This window comes from Paenibacillus lupini, assembly GCF_011761355.1.
In the GTDB taxonomy this organism is placed as follows: domain Bacteria; phylum Bacillota; class Bacilli; order Paenibacillales; family Paenibacillaceae; genus Pristimantibacillus; species Pristimantibacillus lupini.
This window is the reverse complement of sequence record NZ_JAASRW010000004.1, coordinates 21,068-41,304: the sequence shown is the minus strand read 5'-3', so window position 1 is coordinate 41,304 and position 20,237 is coordinate 21,068. Positions and strand designations below refer to the sequence as shown.

At 47.9% G+C, this 20,237-nt stretch carries 14 protein-coding genes; 4 read left to right on the top strand and 10 right to left on the bottom strand.

The genetic code is table 11. The features are described from left to right. Positions 1 to 345: 345 nt before the first annotated feature. Positions 346 to 4,164, top strand: a complete 3,819-nt coding sequence (locus FHS17_RS13650; RefSeq protein ID WP_167278976.1) for a fibronectin type III domain-containing protein — start codon at positions 346 to 348, stop codon at positions 4,162 to 4,164. A 106-nt stretch (positions 4,165 to 4,270) separates the two neighbouring features. On the opposite strand, the gene FHS17_RS13645 is transcribed toward FHS17_RS13650, so the two are convergent. After that, the gene (locus tag FHS17_RS13645) at positions 4,271 to 5,482 is read right to left on the bottom strand and encodes a GTP-binding protein (RefSeq protein WP_279590356.1); all 1,212 of its coding nucleotides are present in this window, start codon (positions 5,480 to 5,482) and stop codon (positions 4,271 to 4,273) included. Positions 5,483 to 5,667: 185 nt separating this feature from the next. On the opposite strand from FHS17_RS13645, the gene FHS17_RS13640 reads away from it, so the two are divergent. Further along, positions 5,668 to 6,063: a VOC family protein gene (locus FHS17_RS13640; RefSeq protein ID WP_167278975.1), complete on the top strand. Its 396-nt coding sequence runs from the start codon at positions 5,668 to 5,670 to the stop codon at positions 6,061 to 6,063. A 297-nt stretch (positions 6,064 to 6,360) separates the two neighbouring features. Here FHS17_RS13640 and FHS17_RS13635 read toward each other — a convergent pair whose 3' ends face one another. The 7 genes from FHS17_RS13635 to FHS17_RS13605 all read right to left on the bottom strand — a co-directional run bounded on the left by FHS17_RS13635 (position 6,361) and on the right by FHS17_RS13605 (position 14,287). After that, positions 6,361 to 7,644, bottom strand: a complete 1,284-nt coding sequence (locus FHS17_RS13635; RefSeq protein ID WP_167278974.1) for an MFS transporter — start codon at positions 7,642 to 7,644, stop codon at positions 6,361 to 6,363. Positions 7,645 to 7,694: 50 nt separating this feature from the next. Then, a complete protein-coding gene (locus FHS17_RS13630) occupies positions 7,695 to 8,654 on the bottom strand; it encodes a helix-turn-helix transcriptional regulator (protein ID WP_167278973.1) in 960 nt (319 codons plus the stop codon). A 153-nt stretch (positions 8,655 to 8,807) separates the two neighbouring features. Continuing rightward, the gene (locus FHS17_RS13625) at positions 8,808 to 9,857 is read right to left on the bottom strand and encodes a Gfo/Idh/MocA family protein (RefSeq protein WP_167278972.1); all 1,050 of its coding nucleotides are present in this window, start codon (positions 9,855 to 9,857) and stop codon (positions 8,808 to 8,810) included. A gap of 47 nt (positions 9,858 to 9,904) precedes the next feature. Then, positions 9,905 to 10,642, bottom strand: a complete 738-nt coding sequence (locus FHS17_RS13620) for a ThuA domain-containing protein (RefSeq protein ID WP_167278971.1) — start codon at positions 10,640 to 10,642, stop codon at positions 9,905 to 9,907. An 81-nt stretch (positions 10,643 to 10,723) separates the two neighbouring features. Then, positions 10,724 to 12,328 (bottom strand): extracellular solute-binding protein, encoded by a 1,605-nt coding sequence (locus tag FHS17_RS13615; RefSeq protein WP_415639824.1) that lies wholly within the window; start codon positions 12,326 to 12,328, stop codon positions 10,724 to 10,726. A 96-nt stretch (positions 12,329 to 12,424) separates the two neighbouring features. Next, complete coding sequence (locus tag FHS17_RS13610; RefSeq protein WP_167278970.1) at positions 12,425 to 13,336, bottom strand: carbohydrate ABC transporter permease; 912 nt, start codon at positions 13,334 to 13,336, stop codon at positions 12,425 to 12,427. 60 nt (positions 13,337 to 13,396) lie between these two features. Further along, positions 13,397 to 14,287, bottom strand: a complete 891-nt coding sequence (locus FHS17_RS13605) for an ABC transporter permease (RefSeq protein ID WP_167279486.1) — start codon at positions 14,285 to 14,287, stop codon at positions 13,397 to 13,399. 395 nt (positions 14,288 to 14,682) lie between these two features. Here FHS17_RS13605 and FHS17_RS13600 point away from each other — a divergent pair, with 395 nt between their 5' ends. Both FHS17_RS13600 and FHS17_RS13595 read left to right on the top strand, forming a co-directional pair. After that, the gene (locus FHS17_RS13600) at positions 14,683 to 16,437 is read left to right on the top strand and encodes a sensor histidine kinase (RefSeq protein ID WP_167278969.1); all 1,755 of its coding nucleotides are present in this window, start codon (positions 14,683 to 14,685) and stop codon (positions 16,435 to 16,437) included. Beyond that, positions 16,434 to 18,041 carry a response regulator transcription factor gene (locus FHS17_RS13595; protein WP_167278968.1) on the top strand — a complete coding sequence of 536 codons (1,608 nt, stop codon included), beginning with the start codon at positions 16,434 to 16,436 and terminating at the stop codon, positions 18,039 to 18,041. The genes FHS17_RS13600 and FHS17_RS13595 overlap by 4 nt, the downstream gene beginning before the upstream one ends. Before the next feature lie 307 nt (positions 18,042 to 18,348). On the opposite strand, the gene FHS17_RS13590 is transcribed toward FHS17_RS13595, so the two are convergent. Beyond that, positions 18,349 to 19,200 (bottom strand): carbohydrate ABC transporter permease, encoded by an 852-nt coding sequence (locus tag FHS17_RS13590; protein ID WP_167278967.1) that lies wholly within the window; start codon positions 19,198 to 19,200, stop codon positions 18,349 to 18,351. Positions 19,201 to 19,203: 3 nt separating this feature from the next. Next, positions 19,204 to 20,178, bottom strand: coding sequence for a carbohydrate ABC transporter permease (locus FHS17_RS13585; RefSeq protein ID WP_167278966.1), 975 nt, complete (start codon positions 20,176 to 20,178; stop codon positions 19,204 to 19,206). Positions 20,179 to 20,237 lie beyond the last annotated feature (59 nt).

Sequence of the window (20,237 nt, the reverse complement as noted above, 5' to 3'; positions counted from 1 at the left end):
TCATTGTCACATATTCTAGTTAATGTTTACGCAAAATTCAATATAATTTAGGAAAATATTTAAATATATTTGCGGCAAATTAAATCACAGGATTCCCTTTGTCCCTAAAATAATTAACCTCCTTAATCCTTTTCTTAAATCATTTAGCTTCTAGTGAAAGTCGAAAACTTCTTGTTGTATTCGCTATTACGCTGGATTATAATGGCGTCGTTGGCGTAATGCGTTTGTTTACTATTTGATTATATATACATAAAATTTGCGCCAAATATATCAGACCTTAAGGTGGTGAATATTCGGAATTTTCTGATCTGATTAAGCATTTAATGAGAAAAGGGAGTGACTATTTTGCCTACAGCCTTTTATCGTTTGGCTAGACGAATGCTCGCTGTTTCACTCGTACTTCTACTGCTATTTCCCGCCTTCAAAGTCCCATCTCTTACGCCAACCGCTCATGCGGCAATAGGAAAAGATCCGCTGTACGGAAAGGTACCCGGACTGAGCGAATACAGCCGGGTAATGATCTGGTACGGCACTAACACCGCCACCCAGACACAGCTGGATTCCTTGAAAACCTATGATCTTGTTATCCTTGAGCCGACCATCCGCATTATTAACGTCGCGAATAATCAGTTCTACTTCGAGACGTTTACCCCAAATCAAGTGAACGAAGTAAAACGAGGTGTTGACGGCATCCTTGGCACCACTGATGATGTGATCGTGCTCGCTTATATGTCAGTCGGGGAACTCGCCACCTCCAGCGTATTCACTGGTTTTACCGGTGACATGACGATCCAGAACGGCAAGGATGTTGGCTTGCTTCCAGCGAATTACAGCGGACCAAGTGGACCTTTGCATGGCCCTAATCCATGGAACTACAACAGCTCCGGCAGCTATATTAACGTCGAGGGTGGAGCAACACCGGATGGGACTGCTAATTCCGGATACAACAGTTATACCGGTATATCTATTGCAAACGATTATTCCTCCACAGGCAATCTGCTCAGTTGGAGTAATAACGGTCTTATGCCCTGGTATCTGGATCAGCAAGGGACGTGGATCAACGATACCCGTTATATGTACGGCGGGTATTGGAAGAACGGAGATGGCGTTCCTGACAAGAACAAAACCTACGGGGGCGGCTATATTAACGGTGGAGACCCAACGTGGAAAAAACTCATTACTTTTATGACCGATAAGCTGGAGCATGATGCCGGATATGACGGCGTATTCCTCGACACCGTTGATACACCTGATCCCATTGGCGGCGCCGGTCCAACAACCTCCTGGGGACCACGCGGCAACTTTGGTTTTACGGCCAAAGGGATGGTCGAGCTGGTTGAAGCGGTAAAAGCCGTTGACCCGACTAAAATCGTGGCTGCAAACCGCGGCTACTGGTATTTCAACCCGGATGAAGGAACCTCCCAATTCGCCGAGCGCTACCGGCATGCGATTAACATTTTCCTGACAGAATCCTGGTATTTTAACCCCTACATTACTTCAGGCTCCAAGTTCTATGATGAGAACCCGGCTTTCGCAGACAACTGGAATACTAACCCCGCCTCACCTACTTACCGCAGCCGTGACAACTTCGGAGGCTTCTGGAAAGACTACATGAACGCTCAGGCGAATCAGTCGGACGGCTTCAACATCATCATTTGTGACTTTACAATCCCATCAACGAGCACAAACAAATGGATGAACGAAATTGTAAGCAACAGCCACTACATGGGCTATGATGTCAGCGGCGCTACTGCTTTCTCCACTATGTACCACGACGCTAAGAATTGGTTAGATGCCAGCGGCCAGCCTTCTTCCTCCCTCACCGGTATGCACCCAACCGATTTGTACGGCGGATTCAACATTGACGGCCAGTTCAACGACTGGGCAAGTGAAACGCCAATCTACAGCGATCCTGCCGGCAGCAACGCCAAAGGGATTACGAAGGTATACACCAAGTTTGCTGGTGACAAATTCCTCATGAAGATCGATTCGTTATCCGCATTAAATATGCAGGGCGAAATGCTCTATTTCGATTATGACAAAAAAGGGACTACAGGCTGGCAAGGCGTATCCTGGCCAATTACCCCTGATTCCCGCATCTACTTCGAGAACATGAACAAAGTGTATCTTGCCCCACATGTAAGCGGGCAGGGCGATGTGTTCAAGTTCCCAACTACAACAGTCGGCAACAACGGCTGGCCGGTCATTGCGAAACAGTCCGGTAACTCGGTAGAGCTAATGTTTGACTCGGATTATATTTTCGGAGGTGCGCTAGCCGGGCAAGAAATATGGATGTGGTTCCGGACAGCCAACTTTGGCGGTCAGTCCATCAAGTTCACCGTTCCAGGCGCACCTGCGGTCCCAAGTACGCCAAGTGGTCTAACTGCATCGCCGGGCAATGGGCAGGCCCTTTTAAGCTGGGGCCCAAATTCAGAGACTAATCTCGCAGGCTATAACGTTTACCGGGGTGGAACGAAGATCAACAGCTCGCTCGTCACAAGCCCTTCTTATACGGCAACAGGACTAACAAATGGCACCAGCTACAGCTTCCAGGTTGCTGCCGTCAATACGAGCGGCGTCCAGTCGTCACTAAGCACAGCTGTATCTGTGACACCTGCCGCACCTGTTGCGCCACCAGCGCCAACTGGACTTACGGCCACTGCTGGCAGCGGCCAAGCAGCACTGAACTGGACAGCTAGTACAGGCGCCAATATTTCAGGGTATAACGTATACCGGAATGGTGTGAAGGTTAATGGTGCTTTAATTACCGGAACCTCCTACACCAATACCGGATTAACGAACGGTACAGCTTATAGCTTCCAGGTATCCGCTGTGAACAGTGCCGGTTTGGAATCTTCACTAAGCTCTTCCGTGTCCGTCACCCCAACAGGTACGTCCACAACTGTCATAACGATCGATGGATCAGCTTCTGATTGGAACGGCGTCACCGCTCTTGCTACCAGTACTTCCGATGTTCAGGCTTTGAAAGCAGCCAATACAACAAGCCAGTTGTATCTGCTTGTCCAAGGCAATAACCTGAACGTCAAGGGACAGCTGTTCCTCGACACGGATAACAATAGATTGACCGGTTACAACGCCGCAGGCTGGACTGCTTCCGGTGTTGAAAGCGGCGCCGAATACATGATCGAGAACAATATTGTGTACCACAATACGGGGGCAGGCTGGTCGTGGACCAACGTCCGTACGCTCAGCACCTCCGAATTCCAGCGGAACAACAATGTCGTCGAGCTGTCTATCCCTCTTTCCACGCTGAGTCTCACGAATGGCAGCACGATTCGTGCAGGCTATATCAGTAACGACTCGACAGTTAATAGATTGCCTGGCAGCGGAGGCATATTGCCAAGCTATACACTAGGCAGTAGCGGAACAGGTGGAGGCGGAACAACACCGGATACGACGCCACCAGCTGTACCAACGGGACTAACTGCATCCGCAGGGAGCAGTCAGGTTACCCTTTCCTGGTCGGCTAACACCGATTCCGACCTGCAGGGCTATAACCTTTACCGAGGAACAACGAAGCTAAATACAACGCTTATCTCAGGGACTACCTACACAGCAACAGGATTGACCAACGGCACCTCTTATTCGTTCCAGGTTAGTGCCGTTGATACAAGCAGCAATGAATCTGCTAAAACAACTGCCGTCAACGCCACCCCACAAGCGTCTACCACGATCACCATTGATGGCAGCGCAAGCGATTGGGGAGCAGTATCGGCGTTGAACAGTAGTGCAGGCGGAACGATCACTGCTATGAAAGCAAAGAACGACAGCACTAATCTGTACCTGCTTATTCAAGGCAGTGGCCTCAATACCAAAAGCCAATTCTACTTGAATACAGACAACAACACCTCGACAGGCTACAATCCAGCCAACTGGGCAGCCGGCGGTGTTGATACCATGCTCGAAAATCAAAACTTATTCGCGTACAGCGGAATAAACAACGGCTGGACTTGGAGCCTTGCCTCTACGATTACCACAGCCCAGTTCATCCGCAATGATACGGTTATCGAGCTCGCGATTCCACTGTCTTCGCTGGGCTTAAGCTCGGGCAGTACGATCCGGCTAGGCTTTATTACGAATGATTCAACGGCTAACCGGCTTCCAGCAGCAAACGGATCATTACTAAGCTTTACTTTGTCTTAACGCAAATCTCATCCGCCGCTGAAGTATGGCTTGGGAATGGAGGCAACCATCCTAAGTTAGTTAGTATCATTGAGCGGCAGTCAGATGACTGCCGCTCATTACTGCTCTAATGGGCCGTTAATTCACACATTTCTACAGGCTTAGGCAATGGATCACGGAATGAATTCCAGTCCCGCTTCATCTCCGAGTCGGTCAACAGACAATCATCAAGACAAGCTGTCATCCTCTCCTGGTCCATCTGAATACCGATAAACACCACTTTATTGATCCGGTCTCCAAATTCCGGCGACCAGCCCGCTAATAATTCAGGCTCCTCTTGCAGGTACAGCTTCTGTTCATCCGGCGGCAGTGCGGCAATCCAGTAACCTGAAGGTCCAAACTGGATAGATGGTCCTGCTTGACTGATACTATGACCGATATCGTTACGCGTAGCGATCCACATGATTCCTTTTGCACGAACCACTTCAATGGGCCAATCCTTAAACCACTTCATCAACCGGCTCGGATGGAACGGTCTGCTTCTTTCGTAGACGAATGAAGCAATCCCGTACTCTTCCGTCTCCGGAGTATGAACCGGCTTGTCCAATTCCTTCAGCCATCCCGCGGATTGACTTGCTTCATCAAAGTTGAACAAACCGGTATTTAAGATTTCTACAGGATCAACCTGACCCTTCACCGTCTTGATCAGCTTGGCTCGGGGCTGCAGCTTCCTAATGACTGCCTCCAACTGCCCAAGCTCATCCGGGTCAATCATGTCGCATTTATTAAGCAGCAGCACATCACAGAATTCAATCTGATCGATGAGCAGATCGGCAACTTCGCGTGTATCGTCTTCGCCAACTGCCTGGCTTCTTGCCAGCAAAGAATCCCCCGAGGAGAAGTCATGCCAGAACCGATAAGCATCAACAACCGTTACCATACAGTCAAGCCTGCACATCCTCGATAAGTCGATGCCCTGCTCTTCGTCGATGTATGTAAAGGTTTGTGCAACAGGAACCGGTTCTCCTACACCTGTCGACTCGATCAGAATATAATCAAACCGGCCATCTTCAGCCAGCCTCTCGACCTCACGAAGCAAATCCTCTCGCAGCGTACAGCAGATACAGCCATTAGACATCTCTACGAGCTTCTCATCTGTCCGCGAGAGTCCTCCTCCATCCTTAATAAGCGCCGCATCGATATTAACCTCGCTCAAGTCATTAACGATAACAGCAACCTTCAAGCCCTGCCGGTTATTCAGCACATGGTTCAGCACCGTTGTTTTGCCTGCTCCCAAATAACCGCTCAATACCGTTACCGGAATTTTAGTCATACTCATCTTATTCCCTCACTTCCTTTAATCGTAATCATTACGTTTAAGAAGCATAACAGAATCTATTTTTTCAGTCAAATCTAAAAACTAAATTTTTTTTCGGAACCTGTCGATTTCGTTAATTCCCGTTCGTTGTCCTTATAGAGACTGAGTTAACAGTCCAATTCAAGTGATGAGAGGATGTTAGGAAGATGGCTAGACACACTACTTATTTGATTTCAGAGGATGCAAGAGCTCAAGCGGAGTTCTACACAGAGGCGCTCGGCGGGGAGATTTTATCAATTATGACGCATGGACAGCTTCCCGAAGCGAACGAACAATTGAAGGACAAAGTCGTAAACCTAAGTATGATCGCCGGAGGAGTTACCTTCCTCATGTCCGATGCTGTATTCGAGCCGGTGATCCGGGGGAATGCCATTAATTTGAGTCTAGAATTTGGGACGGAAGCCGAAGCCCGTGATGCTTTCAATAAGCTGGCCGAAGGCGGCGTTGTAAAATGTCCGTTAGAGCCAGCGTTCTGGGGAGCCCTCTTCGGACAAATCGAAGATAAATTCGGCATTATGTGGATGATTACTACCGCTGCTTAGATTACAAAAAGGATAGTTACATCCTATAAGACCCTGCCAGGGCTTTATATAGTGATCGTTAGATAAAACTAGTATTAATAAGACCTTGCGAGGGTTTTATTTTTTTAATATTGGTAGAAAACTAAGCTGCTTTGAACACCTAGAGGTGCAATAAGACCCTGCTGGGGCTTTATACAGTGGTAGTTCAGTGAAATCATTAATCATAAGACCCTGTGAGGGTCTTATCGTTGTAAATAATATAAAGGAGCTGCCCCATAGTCATTTAAATGACTTATGGGACAGCTCCCTTCTTTTTCTTCAGGACTTTCGTCTCGACCAAATAATGACCGGTATAAGCAACAATGCAAGTGCTCCACCGCCAAGCGACAGCGTTGCATAGCTGGTAGATGATACAACCATGCCAGACAGCACTCCACCTGAGGCGCCGGACAAGGCAACGAGTACATCGATTGTTCCTTGCGTTTTGGCACGGGTGACCGGATCTGCTGAATCAACGATGATCGCCGTCCCGCTAATTAGGCCAAAGTTCCAGCCAAGCCCAAGCAAAGCTAAAGCAATAATAAGTACAACCATCGAATCTGGAGGAGCCGCGGCGGCAACAAGACCTGCTGAGAGCAGTACTACGCCAGAAGCAATGGACATCGCTGTACGGCCCATTTTATCCGCAAGAACACCTGTAATCAGAGAAGGAAAATACATGAATCCAATATGAATGCCAATGACTAATCCTACATCACCCAAGCTATGTCCGTGATGCTTCATATGAATAGGTGTCATCGTCATAATGGCAACCATCACAATTTGAGTCAGAATCATAACAGCCGCTCCAACAATCAAGCCTTTATTGCTGCCTTTACGAATCTTATTAGCCTCATTAACAGCCTGACCCTGAGCGACGGATTGGGCATCGTGTATGGCTTTGGCCACTATAAACGGATCTGGGCGGAGGAAAATAAAGAAGACCAAGCCCGCAAGAATAAAAGCTGCTGCCCCCAGCATAAATGGACCCGCGAGTGCCGGTACGCCAACGGAAGTTGCAAAATCACCCGTTACATCTACCAGATTAGGACCGGCCACGGCTCCTAAAGTAGTAGAGACCATAGCAATACTAATCGACTTGGCCCGCTGATCCGGCCTCGCCAAATCTGTTCCCGCATAACGAGCCTGCAGGTTGGTTGCCGTTCCCGCTCCATAAATAACAAAAGAGATAAACAAGAGCCACACACTATTATTAACTGCTGCTAATATAACACCAAGTGCTCCTATCCCTCCTGTAAAAAAACCAGCAGAAAGTCCAAGCCTCCGCCCGTATTGCTGCGAAAGACGCCCAACCAGCATGGCAGCTGCTGCTGAACCAAGAGTGAATAAAGCGGAAGGAACACCAGCAAGACTTTCCGATCCCAGCATATCCTGCGCTAGAAGCGCCCCGACAGTCACACCTGCGGCAAGTCCTGCACCACCAAAGATTTGCGACAGTACAACGATGAGTAGCGACCTTTTATATAGCTTTTGCTGCATATCCACAGAAGCAGCGTATGGACTCAACCTGCTGTCTGTATTCAATTGCGGTTCATGCGTCATCGCTTAGAACCACCTTTCTATTTTCCATTGTTGATGCGTGCACCATAGAACTAAACTATTTTATCATCTGTTGCTATGTAATGGTTATAGATTTGTTTTGCCATGTTTTTCACCCTGTCAGCTACTAATACAGGCTCCAGCACCTGAACATCCGGTCCATAGCTTAACAGCATGCCATACGTCCAGTGATTATCCGGATAGCTGACTCTCACCAGCAGAGATCCGTCCACCAGGTTCTCGACCTTATCCAGTCCAAAAGCCTCCTCTGCCCGTACTCTCATTCGAGATGTGAATCGTAATAATAGATGCAGCAAAGGACCTGACTCCTTATTCCCCCAACGAGCATCAAGCTCTTCCATACGAATTCCCCGGCTTTTAAATAGCTCTAAAAGAATCCTCAGACCACTCATTCTGGAGAGCCTAAATGTCCGGTAATCGCCTCTCAGCTGGCAATAAGCGTATAAATACCAGGCATAACCCTTCCACGCCAGCCCTATTGGCTCAACCTCCCGCTGTTCACCTATTCCTTCTGAATTGGTATAGAGAAAAGTGACGACATTCCGGTTTTTGGCCGCCTGCCGAAGCGAAGTAAGCATAGACTTATCCTTTAATCCTCCGCCATGCCAAAGATTTGTATCGAACATCAAGGTATCACCAAGCTCTTCCATCTGATGCTGCTCAGATCTTGCTACTAATGCTTTAATCTTGGTTAACAAGCTATCCATCTCTCTATCATCTAATGAGGCCTGAACGCCTCTTAAAGCAATCAGAATAGACTGCAGATCTTCAAAGGTTACGATTTGCCGATCGATTCGGAACTGCTCCATAATCTCATAGCCCCCATCTGTGCCGGTGTAGGACACGATAGGAATTCCTGCCGTATTAATCGTCTCCAGATCGCGATAAATGGTCCGCAGCGAGACTTCAAATTTATCCGCCAAAGTCTGAGCGTTAACCCGCCGCTGGCTTAATAAGATCATCGTAATCCCAAGTAAACGTTCTATTTTCAACTGCTCTCCCCCGCTTCCTTTGACCAAAATTTTACAGGTTATAGAAAAAGAAGTCGAACAATTTTTATTTCCGTCTCTGTAGGTGGCCTCATTGTAAACGAATAAAAACCCCAGCAAATAGGATCATTTGCTGGGGCCTTCACCTCTTAACTCTTATAACTCAATCGATCGCTTTTCCTCGCTTGAGCGAATGACCGCATCGAGCACCTCTTGATTGCGGTAGCCGTCCATGAAGCCCGGAAGGCTCTCCGCAGCTGTGCCATCAAGCAGCGACAAGAAGTCGCCGTACTGGGATACTTTGCACCGCTCCGGTACGTCGATGACTACTTTCGCCAACTGGCCCGGCGCTTCCTCGCGGATCCAAATAATCTGATCCGGATTCAGCGTTGACGCGTGCAGCGTCCCCGCATCACCGTAGATCGATACTTCATGCTGATTGCCTGAGCCAATTGCATTACGGGATGATTGGAAGATACCAACCTCATCCCCAGACATTCTTGCTTGGAAGCTAACGAAATCGTCAACCTCGATCTTCACCATTTGGCCAGTCGCCGGATCCGGACGCTCAGGAACGAGCGTGCGCATTTGTGCCGACAGCTCCTTAAACTCTCCGAAAAGGAACCGAGCCAAGTCGATCATATGTGAGCCTAGATCACCAAGCGTACCTGTACCGGTAATGTCTTTATTAAACCGCCAAATATAAGGCGTATGGTTTGATACCGCTCCCCAGCCCTGCAAGTATTGGATCGAGAAGCTTCGCACCATGCCAAGCCTTCCCTCCCGCACTAGCTCCCGAGCATAGCGGAAAGCCGGTGTGTAGCGGTAGCTGAATCCGACCATGCCGCTTACCGGCTGCTGTTCATACAGCCCCAGCAGCTCGGATGCCTCCTCGAAGACACGGGTAAACGGTTTCTCCGCTAGAAACGGCTTTCCTGCATGCAGACAGGCGCGAACGATATCCGCGTGAACGTTATTTGGCGTCACCGATACGACTGCATCTACGTCTGGATCACCAATTAGCTGGACGAAATCGCCGTATCTTTTGCCAGTCGGAATGCCGAGCTGCTCGCCTCTTTCCGTTAATGCCGCCTCATTCACATCGCTTACCGCAACAATCTCATAACGGCCTTCTTCCGCCATCCACCTGATATGCGAATGCGACATACCGCCAAGACCAATCAATCCGATTCGAAACTTTTTCATATATCCCCAACTCTCCCTATGACTCTACTAAGCTCGCTACCAGCCCCTTATCTTATAGCAGCACCAATCTGCTCAAGTGGCTGCACATTCCCGCGAATAGGAAGCTCCCGCTTCACAGGCTGCGCCCACTTCGCTGCGTTTACGATGACGCGCTGAATTGCCGGGTTATGATAGGTTGGGTATGTTTCATGGCCGGGTCTGAAATAGAACACCTTGCCGCTGCCACGTGTATACGCACAGCCGCTGCGGAAGATCTCGCCACCCTCGAACCAGCTTGTGAAGATTAGCTCATCCGGCGCAGGAATATCAAAATGCTCGCCGTACATTTCCTCTTCAGGCAGTTCAATATATTCGCCGATTCCTTCAGCAATCGGATGACTTGGCGCAACAACCCAGAGGCGCTCCTTCTCATCGGCTTCCCGCCATTTCAAGCTGCAGCTCGTTCCCATCAGTGCTTTGAATATTTTAGAATAATGACCGGAGTGAAGAACAATTAGCCCCATGCCATCCAGCACACGCTGCTGCACCTTGCTGACGATCTCATCCTGCACTTCGTCGTGAGCGAGATGCCCCCACCAAATAAGCACATCCGTACTCGCCAGCTTCTCATCGGTCAAGCCATGCTCTGGTTCATCAAGTGTCGCCGTCCCAGCATCCATTCCCGCTTCTGTTAAGAAACGTGCGATCGCTTTATGGATACCGTCCGGATAAATCTCCTTCGCCTTCGGATTCGTCTGCTCATGGCGGTTCTCATTCCATACCGTTACTCGTAAATGGTTATTCATATTTGGTTCCTCCTAAAAAGAATTAGTGCGTTCTTTGCGATAATTCTTACTTCGTAAGCATACGCCTAGAATCCCATGCTGTTATTGAACGTTCATATAGCGGTTGTATGCGTCATCGTAGATTTTGATCAGCTTAGCAAGGCCCATATCGTTCAGCTTCTTCACATAAGCATCCCACTCTTGGTCGATGCCGCCCTTGGTCACCCATTTGGCGCGTGTACTCTTAATGTAGCTTTCGATATCTGTAAGGAGTGTCGGCAGCTCGGCATACTCCTCAACCGTATACATTACATCCGGGAATGGCGTAGTGACATAGTCCTTGCCTAGGCTGTCGAGCTGCAGCTTCAGACCATCGCCGCTTGCAGGATCCAGCTTGATACTCTTCTCGAATTCAGGACTTGCGTATTTTGGTCCAAAATCCCGTAGAGAGCCATCCCAGTACCATGCGTCTGCGCTTGTGCCGTCCGGCGGATCCATAAGGGTATAGGTGCCGTCGGCGTTTTTCTCAATCGTAGTGCCAATTGCTCCCCAGAAGTTCTGGATACTCGCTTCGCCGGTGTAGAACTCATCTGCCCAACGTGCAGCTACCTCAGGATGTTCGTTAGAGGTTGTAATCAGCACCTCATTGCGGCGGAAGCTCATGCCATTCGGATCGCCAATCTGATATTTCTTCCCGTCCGGTCCAGTAATCGGTGCGATCGTCTCATATTGCTTGCTCCATTGGCCAAATACAGCGTCCGGTGTCCATTGATACGAGAACCCGATCAGAGCAGCGTCCGGATTTTGTCGTTTCGCTGTCAGCATCGTATCGTCCTGTGTGAACGTTTCTTTATCAATCAAGCCTTCCGAATACAATTTATTCGTCCATGCGATCCCCTCTTTATATTCTTCCGATGTTGGGAAGTACTCCGGCTTACCGTCCTTCAGCACCATATGGTTGCCGCGGATATCCGTAATGCCGAATGGGGCAAGCAGATTCATATCTATATCCTTCGAATCTGCATAAGGAATTTCATCGGCCTTGCCGTTGCCGTTCGGATCTTTTTCCTTGAATGCTTTCAGAACGTTGTACAGCTCATCCAGTGTTTCCGGCGCCTTCAGTCCCAATTTGTCCAGCCACTGTTTGTTAATGACCGGCTGCACAGAGGAGTAAGGACGTGATGGCAGTCTTGCAGGCAGCGAATAGATCTTGCCGTCCGGGAACGTGCTCAGCTTCTTCAGCTCCGGCGTCTCAGCCATAGCCGCCTTCAGATTCGGCATATATTTATCAATGTAATCGTCCAGCGGACGGAAAATACTAAGGTTGTTCACGATATCAGAATCCCCAAATGCAATGTCACCAATAATCATATCCGGCAGCTTGCCGCTTGCCAGCATAACCGATTTCTGAGCATCCCAATCACTGGAGGATATGATCTGCCAATTGATCTTCACGTTCGAGTTTTTCTCCAGCTCCTGCAGCCAAGTGTTCTTCGTAAAAGTGTCACCCATGTTACCCCAACGAATGGTCAGGACGTCCAACGTCACCGGCTTGTCGACGATCGGCATGCCTTCCTGATGGAAGTTGCTGTCTGATGCGGCATTCCCCGTGCTATTAGAAGGTGCATTAGTGTTATCCTTATCACTGCTGCAGCCTGCAAGCACCGTTGTGCCCAATATGGAAACCAAGGCCAGGCTCGACAGCATTTTTCTCGTATAGCTCTTCGAATTGATATTCATTGTCATGTCTAACTCCCCTTATAACATGATAAGTGCATTAACTTGACGATCCCGCAGCAACAGCTATTCCTTCACGGCGCCGATCATCACCCCCTTATTAAAGTGCTTTTGCACAAACGGGTAGATGCACATGATCGGAACCGTAGCGACGATAATAACGGAATAGCGAAGCAAGTTGGCAAGCCGCAATGCGATTTGAGCAGCTTCTCCCGTCCCAAGCGCGGTCTGCATCTGATTTGTCACCAGTATATCCCTTAGAATCAACTGCAGTGGATACAGATTCTTGTTCTGCAAATAGATAAGCGCATTGAAGTAAGAATTCCATTGGCCAACTGCAAACCATAATGCCAGCACAGCAATAATAGGCTTCGAGAGCGGCAATACCATTTGAGCATAAAAGCGAAGATTACCGCAGCCATCAATTTGCGCCGCTTCCCATAATTCCGTCGGAATTCCCGTCCGGAAGAACGTACGCGCCACGATAATATCGAACACGGCAACGGAGAATGGCAGTACCATAACCCAAAATGTATCATACATATGGAAATCACGAATGGTCAGGAATGTTGGTACAAGCCCCCCATTGAAGAACATTGTGAAGATGAAGAATAGCGATAAAAACTTACGTCCGACAAGATCCTTCCTCGACAAGGCATAGCCGGCAGAAATGTTGACGACAAGCCCGATCAAGGTGCCAACAACCGTATAGATGATCGTGTTTCGGTAGCCGACCCAAATATTCGAATGATTCAGTAATTCCTTATAACCATCGAGTGTAAACCCTTTCGGGATGACCCATACCTGCCCGCTTCCGACAGCCGAAGGATCACTGAAGGATGCGATAATAATAAAGTAAAGCGGATATAAGACAATAATAAGTACAAGAATAGCCCAAATGTAGAGCATCGTCTCCATGATCTTATCGCTGTTGCCTAATTTCTTCGGTTGCAGAGTTAATTTCGTTGCAGCCTCCATAGCTGTTTGACCTCCTTTTAAAATGAATTGCGTAGCAATTCATACTTCGTAAGCATTTGCTTACCAGAGACTGTTCTCGGAATACTTTTTCGATATATAGTTGACCAGAATCAGCAGTGTGAAATTAATAACGGTATTAAATAGATTAATTGCCGCTGAGAAGCTGTATTGGGAGCTGAGTAATCCGATCTTATACACATAGGTCGAGATAACCTCGCTGCCGGATATATTCAAATTGTTTTGCAGCAGGTATGCCTTTTCGAAGCCTACACCAAGCAATCCGCCGATTCGCAGAATCAATAACGTTACAGCTGTCGGAATAAGCATCGGAATATCGATGTACCGGATTTTCTGCCACCGGCTTGCCCCATCGACTGTTGCTGCTTCATACAAGCTTGGACTTACCGAAGCAAGAGCCGCGAGATAAATAATGCTGTCCCATCCGGTATGCTGCCAAACATCAGACCATACATACAGACTGCTGAACATGCTGGCCGATCCCATCAGGTTAGGCGCTTCAGCGCCAAACAAGCGGTAGATGCTGCCGATCAGCCCGTTCCCAGGCGACAGCAGAATCATCATAAGTCCAACAATAACGATGGTAGAAATGAAATGCGGCATATAGGTGACCGTCTGGAACACCCGTTTGAACCGGTTCGCCCGCAGCTGATTCACAAGAATCGCGAATATAATCGGAAGCGGAAACGTTACGAAGCTGTACAAGCTGATAAATATCGTGTTCTTAATGGTGACCGAGAATTGGTAGGAGTGAAAAAACTTTTCGAAGTATTTGAAGCCTACCCATGGACTGTCCATAATACCAAGCGCCGGCTTGAAATCTTTAAACGCGATAATAACCCCGTACATCGGCTTATAAGTAAAACAAAGCAGCAGAACGACAGCCGGCAAGAGGAGCAGGTACAAGCCCCAGTTTCTGCTGATTCGATGCATTTGACGCTGCAAGTTGCTGCTAGATGAACTGTTTATCAAGAATTTGAACCTCCCTAAAAGAATTGTGAAGCAATTCTTGCTTCGTAAGCATTAGCTTAGCTGTGTAGCTAATCTTACAGTTCCTTGCTTTCTCTTCTAACGACTTCAGTATACTTGCAGCAAGCGATGCGATTTGGACATCCTGAATCACACATTCCGGACTTTTCGATGGCGAATGTCGGGATTCTCTCTCGATCCAAACGGAATGACATACAATCCAGACTTTCTGCTGTCACATTCCAGACATTCGGTTTATTTGAGGCATGCAATCGGTTGCATTTTCATAATGCGGCATTATAATTATCAGACATGGATTTCGAATACTAGAGGCTGATAGCGAGGAGTTACGGGGGCACATGGCCAAACAAGCGGAAAACAAGCTCTATCCGATCCAGCATTACGTCAAAATCATTCTCGTCATTTCCTTTTCCGCGCTTATTCTGGATTTCATCATCAGCTTCGCGTCGATCACAATCGTCAAGCAGCAGTCTGCAAGGGATTTGCGTGACACCGCTTATTTGTACATTAATCGGATCAACAGCGACTTCTCCTATATCAATCATTTCATGGGCTGGACGCTGGCGAACGACGAGAATGTAAAGATCATGGATATGCATGATACGAACGAGACCGAATTTATGAAAGCGAATGATACGATATACCGGCGGTTCGTCGAGCTTCAGAAAAGCTATAATCCCAGCTATAATTTCTTCCTCTTCTTTAATAAGAAAAAACTGATGCTCAACATTGCACCTATGGCGGTCACGTACAAGGTATACCGGGAGCTTCAGAAACAGATCAATGTCTATATTGAAGATAAAGTCATTTATGAGCAGTTCTATTCCCGATGGTCTACCATCCAGCTGGCCGGAAAATTTTATATCGTTAATATCGTTCCTTACCACGACAGCTACATGATTTGCTTGATCTCGGCAGATGATCTTATCCGCCCGCTTCGCCAGATTAATCTCGGTGAGAACGGCTATGCCTCCTTGCGTGCCGAAGACGGCAGTCTTGTCACTAGTCCGATCTCGAATAAAGGGAAGCTGCTTAACATTGAGCATGAACAGAACCAATCCTCTCTCTTGAACCCGCTCCAGACGAAAACAACGGTCAACGGAGAGTTCGACAATGCTTCGTTCTTCGTTAAACTCGTCATTCAATTCGGCGCCTTCGAGAAAATCATGATCGTCCAGCTGCTGATTATGCTGCTCGCCGTCATCGTCGCCTGCAGCCTGAGCTTCATTATGCTTTATTTCAAGAACAAGGTGCTGCAGCCAATCAAGAGCTTCTCCTATAACCTCGCCTTCTGGACGGAGGATGGCGAACCCATTGATAGTACAAGCAGCAAGATTGTGGAGCTTGAGAAGGCCAACAAGCAGTTTGCACAACTGGTAACGCAGATCAAAACCTATAAGATCGATATTTACGAGCGCGAGCTCGAGAAACAGCAAATTCAGCTGGATTATATGAAGCTGCAGATCAAGCCGCATTTTTTCCTGAACTGCCTGACAACCATTCACAGCATGGCACAGATGGATATGACCGAGGAAATTCAACAGATGGCTTTATCGACATCCGTCTACTTCCGGTATATTTTCCAGAATGGTCAAGACTTCGTACGCATGGAGGACGAAATTGAGCATGTCCGTGTTTATCTCGAAATTCAGAGGAATAGGTATCAAGGCTCCTTCCTCTATCGAATTGAGCAAACCGAACTAACGAGGGACACTCCAATTCCGCCGCTTGTGCTCCAAACCTTTATCGAGAATGCAATCAAATACGCGGTATCAAGGGACAAGCAAGTACTGATCGAGCTGACTGTCGAAGAGCAGCTTATCGAGGACGAGACAATGACTGTCATCCAGATTACGGATACCGGCCCGGGCTTCCCGCCTGATGTCCTGGAGAAGCTGCAGCAAGGACAACCGCTCGACCAGACGAATGGCACGCAGATTGGAATCATGAATACAGCTTCGCGGCTTGAATATTTGTACGGTGAACGAGCGGTGATCCGATTCTCAAATCGGGAAAACGGTGGCGCATGCGTCACCCTATATCTGCCGGAGCTTCCGGTAAGTCCAATCGAGAATGGAGTGCAGAGACGATGAATGTATTACTCGTAGATGACGACTACTTTGTCGTGACCGCGCTGGAGAAGAAGATCGACTGGATATCGCTTGGCATTGAGTCAGTCTATACCGCACATAATGTCGCCCAAGCGCGCGAAATTCTGATAAACCACAAGGTCCAAATTCTTATATCCGATATCGAAATGCCGCAAGGCAGTGGTCTGGAGCTGCTAGCGTGGATTCGTGAGGAGAACTACAACGTGCAGGCGATCTTCTTAACCAACTACGCAGATTTCAACTATGCACAGAAAGCAATTGAGCTGCGCAGCTTTGAATATTTCCTAAAACCCATTCAGTTCGATAAGCTGATGCTCATTATCCGGAAGGCCGTTGAGCGTGCGAAAGAACAGCAGCAGCAAGAGAAAGCGATTCAGGAGGGCTATTACTGGCAGCGCAATCAAGCGAAAATTCTTGAGCATTTCTGGCGCAAGCTGATCAGCAGCAGCGTCTCCTTCCCTCTTAAGCCATCGGACATCTCGCGAGCTGTCGAGGAACAGCATCTATCGTACGGCATGACTGACCTTATTCAGCCCGTGCTGCTTAATCTGTTCCCTCACGACGGTAGTATGGGCATCGAAGAAAAAAATCTGTTCGACTTCGCGCTGCTCAATGTCCTTTATGAGCTGTTTCAGCATCCGCAGTTTACGGTGGAAACTGTGCTCGAATACAGTGTCCATAACTGGATCGCCGTCTTGAAATGGAAAGGAGCGCCTGACTCTCAGACGCTTGATGAGTTATGTGCCGCCTTCATCCAACAGGCGAACCGCTCACTGAAAAGCGATGCGTGCTGTATTGTGGCTATGTCAGGCAAGCTTGAAGGCATCAGTCCAATCATCCGGCAATTACTGCAGCTGAATCAGGACATCACCAAGCGACGCAATCAAATTTTCTTCGCAGAGCATGGTCTTAAGTCCGCTGATGATTCTTACAGACCACCAGATCTGGCGCAGCTGGAGGAGCTTCTGGAGCGGAACCTGCCGGAAGAGTTTTTACGTGAAACGACAGCGTATTTGAATGATTCTGTACAGCAGAACCATTGCTCCACCTCTGAGCTTGGCCTATTCCGTCTCGACCTTATGCAGCTTGTCTACTCCTTTCTCAAGTCGAAAGGCATTCAGGCTCATCAGCTGTACAAAGGAAAGTCCAATGAACGACTGCTCGCCCATTCCTTGCACTCGATTGAGGATATGGAAGCATACATGCGATACCTGGTACATACGGCCATGTCGTATCGTGATTTCGCCGAGCAGCCCAAATCTGTTGCGGAGGAAATCAAGCAATATATCCATGCACATTACGGAGAAGACCTCACCCGACTCAGTCTGGCTGAAGTTGTCTATCTCCATCCCGACTACCTGGCCCGGTTGTTCAAGAAAGAAACAGGGGTATCGCTTGGTAACTATGTGATTGGAGCGCGAATCGAGGCTGCTAAGCAGCTTCTCCGATCGACGCAGCTGTCGGTGTTCGCCGTGGCGAAGAAGGTTGGTTACGCCAACTATTCCTACTTCGCAAAAATTTTCAAGCAAGAGGTTGGTATGACGCCAAATGAATATAAACAAGGTGAGGCAGCGAATCCAATGTAAAGCAATCCTTTAACTTTGAGGCTACACTGGATTATATACAGCATAATTCTGTTCAAGCGCCCCTTAGCTCAAGCTAAGTTGGATTCGATACAGTATAATCAACTCAGTTTAAGCAATATAGCCTAATTCCGTGAAATGTATTGGAAGAAATCCAATATAGCTACTGCCTCGTCACTTAGTCCTTGATAATACTGGAGAAAATCCAACGTAGGCCAGCTGCAGCAGGAGCCTAGAATAAAACAGGGGCTGCCCTCATAAGTCATCTTGAATGACTTATGAGGGCAGCCCCTTCTTTTCTTCGAAAGTACTATTCCTTCACGCCTCCAAGCGCTACACCCGCGATAATATAACGGGACAACAGGAAGTAAATCACAAACAGCGGTAATGCCGTCAGGGCCAGCCCCATATAGATCGAGCCAAACTCCGTCTTGTAAATATCACCACGAAGCAAACTTACCATTACCGGCAGTGTATATTTAGATTTATCCGTCAGCAGAATCAGCGGCATGAACAAATTGTTCCAGCTGCCAACAAAAGCAAAGATAGCTTGCGTTGCCACAGCCGGCATCATGATTGGCATGATGATCTTGTTGAAGGTAGCGAACTCACCGGAGCCGTCTACACGAGCTGCCTCTACGATCTCAAGCGAAAGTGTCGCAAGCAGGTATTGGCGCATGAAGAATACAATGGCCGGCGCTGCAATCGAAGGCAGAATCAGCGGCAGGAAGCTGTTCGTCCAGTGCATTTGATACATGAACTGATAGAAGCCAATCGCACTTGCCTGTGCCGGTATCAGCATCACACACATAATAAAAGTGAAGAACGGCTGACGCCATTTCCAGTTGTACACGACAAGCCCGTAAGCTGTTAATGATGAGAAATAAACCGCGCAGATGGTCGAAGCACCAGAGATGGTCATCGAGTTCAGGAAACCTTTTAAGGGATCAAAGCTCTTGCTGACGAGAACATCCCAGTTGGTCATGAAGTGTGTAGATGGCAGCAGGGATAGACCACTTTGAATTTCCGCCGTAGAACGTGTGGCATTGACGAACATAATCCAGAACGGAAGGATACTAAGCAGCGACAGGCCTATGCAGACGATGTAGATAATCGTCTTGTTAATGCCCCGGGATGTTTTCTCAATATTAATATTCGCCATGAATTACATCCCCCTTGCCGCTGCTTTTGCAGCTTTATTGATCATCTTTTGTTGTTTCTTAAGCTTTGCCTCACTGCGATCACGCATCAGGTAGAACACTATGAGGGACAGTACAGCTGCAATGATGAACATAATCATACTAGCTGCTGCGGCCTTATTATACATATAGCTGCCCTTAAATGCCTGCCCGTAGATAAACACGGAGGTGGTAAGAGTAGCATTGTCTGGTCCACCAGCTGGAGTGATGAATAGCTGCGGAATATCAAACATTTGCAGACCACCAATCATCGACGTAATCAGCGAGTAAAGTAAGATCGTGCGAAGACTCGGCAGCGTAACGCGGAAAAAGGTTTGAATTCCGTTGGCACCGTCAATGGAAGCCGCCTCGAAGAGCGCTGGGTTAATACCCATAACACCTGCAATAAGGACAATCATCGTATTACCGTACCACATCCAGAATTGGATGAAAGAAACAATACCCCGCGCGGTATTTTTGTCCTGAAGGAATTGGATCGGTGCGTCCGACCACCCCAGCGCGTGAAACAAGCTATTCACAGGACCCATCGGATAAGCGAACAAGGTGCTGAAGAGCACGGCTATCGTACTCGCCGTGATTATATTCGGCATATAGAGCAAAACTTTGAATGCGCCTTGTCCTTTTACATTAAGGCGCCGGTTAGTAAACCAGGCGGTGAGCAGAAGCGCAAGCACGATTTGAGGTATGAAGTTGGCAATCCATAGGATTAAGGTATTAATAAGAGACTGTCTAAACGAGACATTCTCCATAATGAGATCTTTGAAGTTCTGAAACGGATTATCCATAATGTGAATCGGTTTCGGTATGACACCCTTCATATCCGTGAACCCAATGACTGCGGTGTATAGCGTTGGATATAGGGAAAAAATCAGAAAGATAATGATAAAAGGAATACTAAAAATATAGCCGTATTTCGAGTAGTTGACTCCATTGCGGCGCATGCTCTCACCTCATCAATTGATATGAAGGGGCGGGAAGCTCTCCCACCCCTTCGGCGCCA

Bases quoted from the DNA above. Each gene is read 5' to 3' on its own strand.
- FHS17_RS13615 (WP_415639824.1), bottom strand. From the start codon at position 12,328: ATGCTGTCGAGCCTGGCCTTGGTTTCCATATTGGGCACAACGGTGCTT.
- FHS17_RS13610 (WP_167278970.1), bottom strand. From the start codon at position 13,336: ATGGAGGCTGCAACGAAATTAACTCTGCAACCGAAGAAATTAGGCAAC.
- FHS17_RS13605 (WP_167279486.1), bottom strand. From the start codon at position 14,287: ATGCATCGAATCAGCAGAAACTGGGGCTTGTACCTGCTCCTCTTGCCG.
- FHS17_RS13585 (WP_167278966.1), bottom strand. From the start codon at position 20,178: ATGCGCCGCAATGGAGTCAACTACTCGAAATACGGCTATATTTTTAGT.
- FHS17_RS13595 (WP_167278968.1), top strand. From the start codon at position 16,434: ATGAATGTATTACTCGTAGATGACGACTACTTTGTCGTGACCGCGCTG.
- FHS17_RS13645 (WP_279590356.1), bottom strand. From the start codon at position 5,482: ATGAGTATGACTAAAATTCCGGTAACGGTATTGAGCGGTTATTTGGGA.
- FHS17_RS13625 (WP_167278972.1), bottom strand. From the start codon at position 9,857: ATGAAAAAGTTTCGAATCGGATTGATTGGTCTTGGCGGTATGTCGCAT.
- FHS17_RS13590 (WP_167278967.1), bottom strand. From the start codon at position 19,200: ATGGCGAATATTAATATTGAGAAAACATCCCGGGGCATTAACAAGACG.
- FHS17_RS13600 (WP_167278969.1), top strand. From the start codon at position 14,683: ATGGCCAAACAAGCGGAAAACAAGCTCTATCCGATCCAGCATTACGTC.
- FHS17_RS13635 (WP_167278974.1), bottom strand. From the start codon at position 7,644: ATGACGCATGAACCGCAATTGAATACAGACAGCAGGTTGAGTCCATAC.
- FHS17_RS13620 (WP_167278971.1), bottom strand. From the start codon at position 10,642: ATGAATAACCATTTACGAGTAACGGTATGGAATGAGAACCGCCATGAG.
- FHS17_RS13640 (WP_167278975.1), top strand. From the start codon at position 5,668: ATGGCTAGACACACTACTTATTTGATTTCAGAGGATGCAAGAGCTCAA.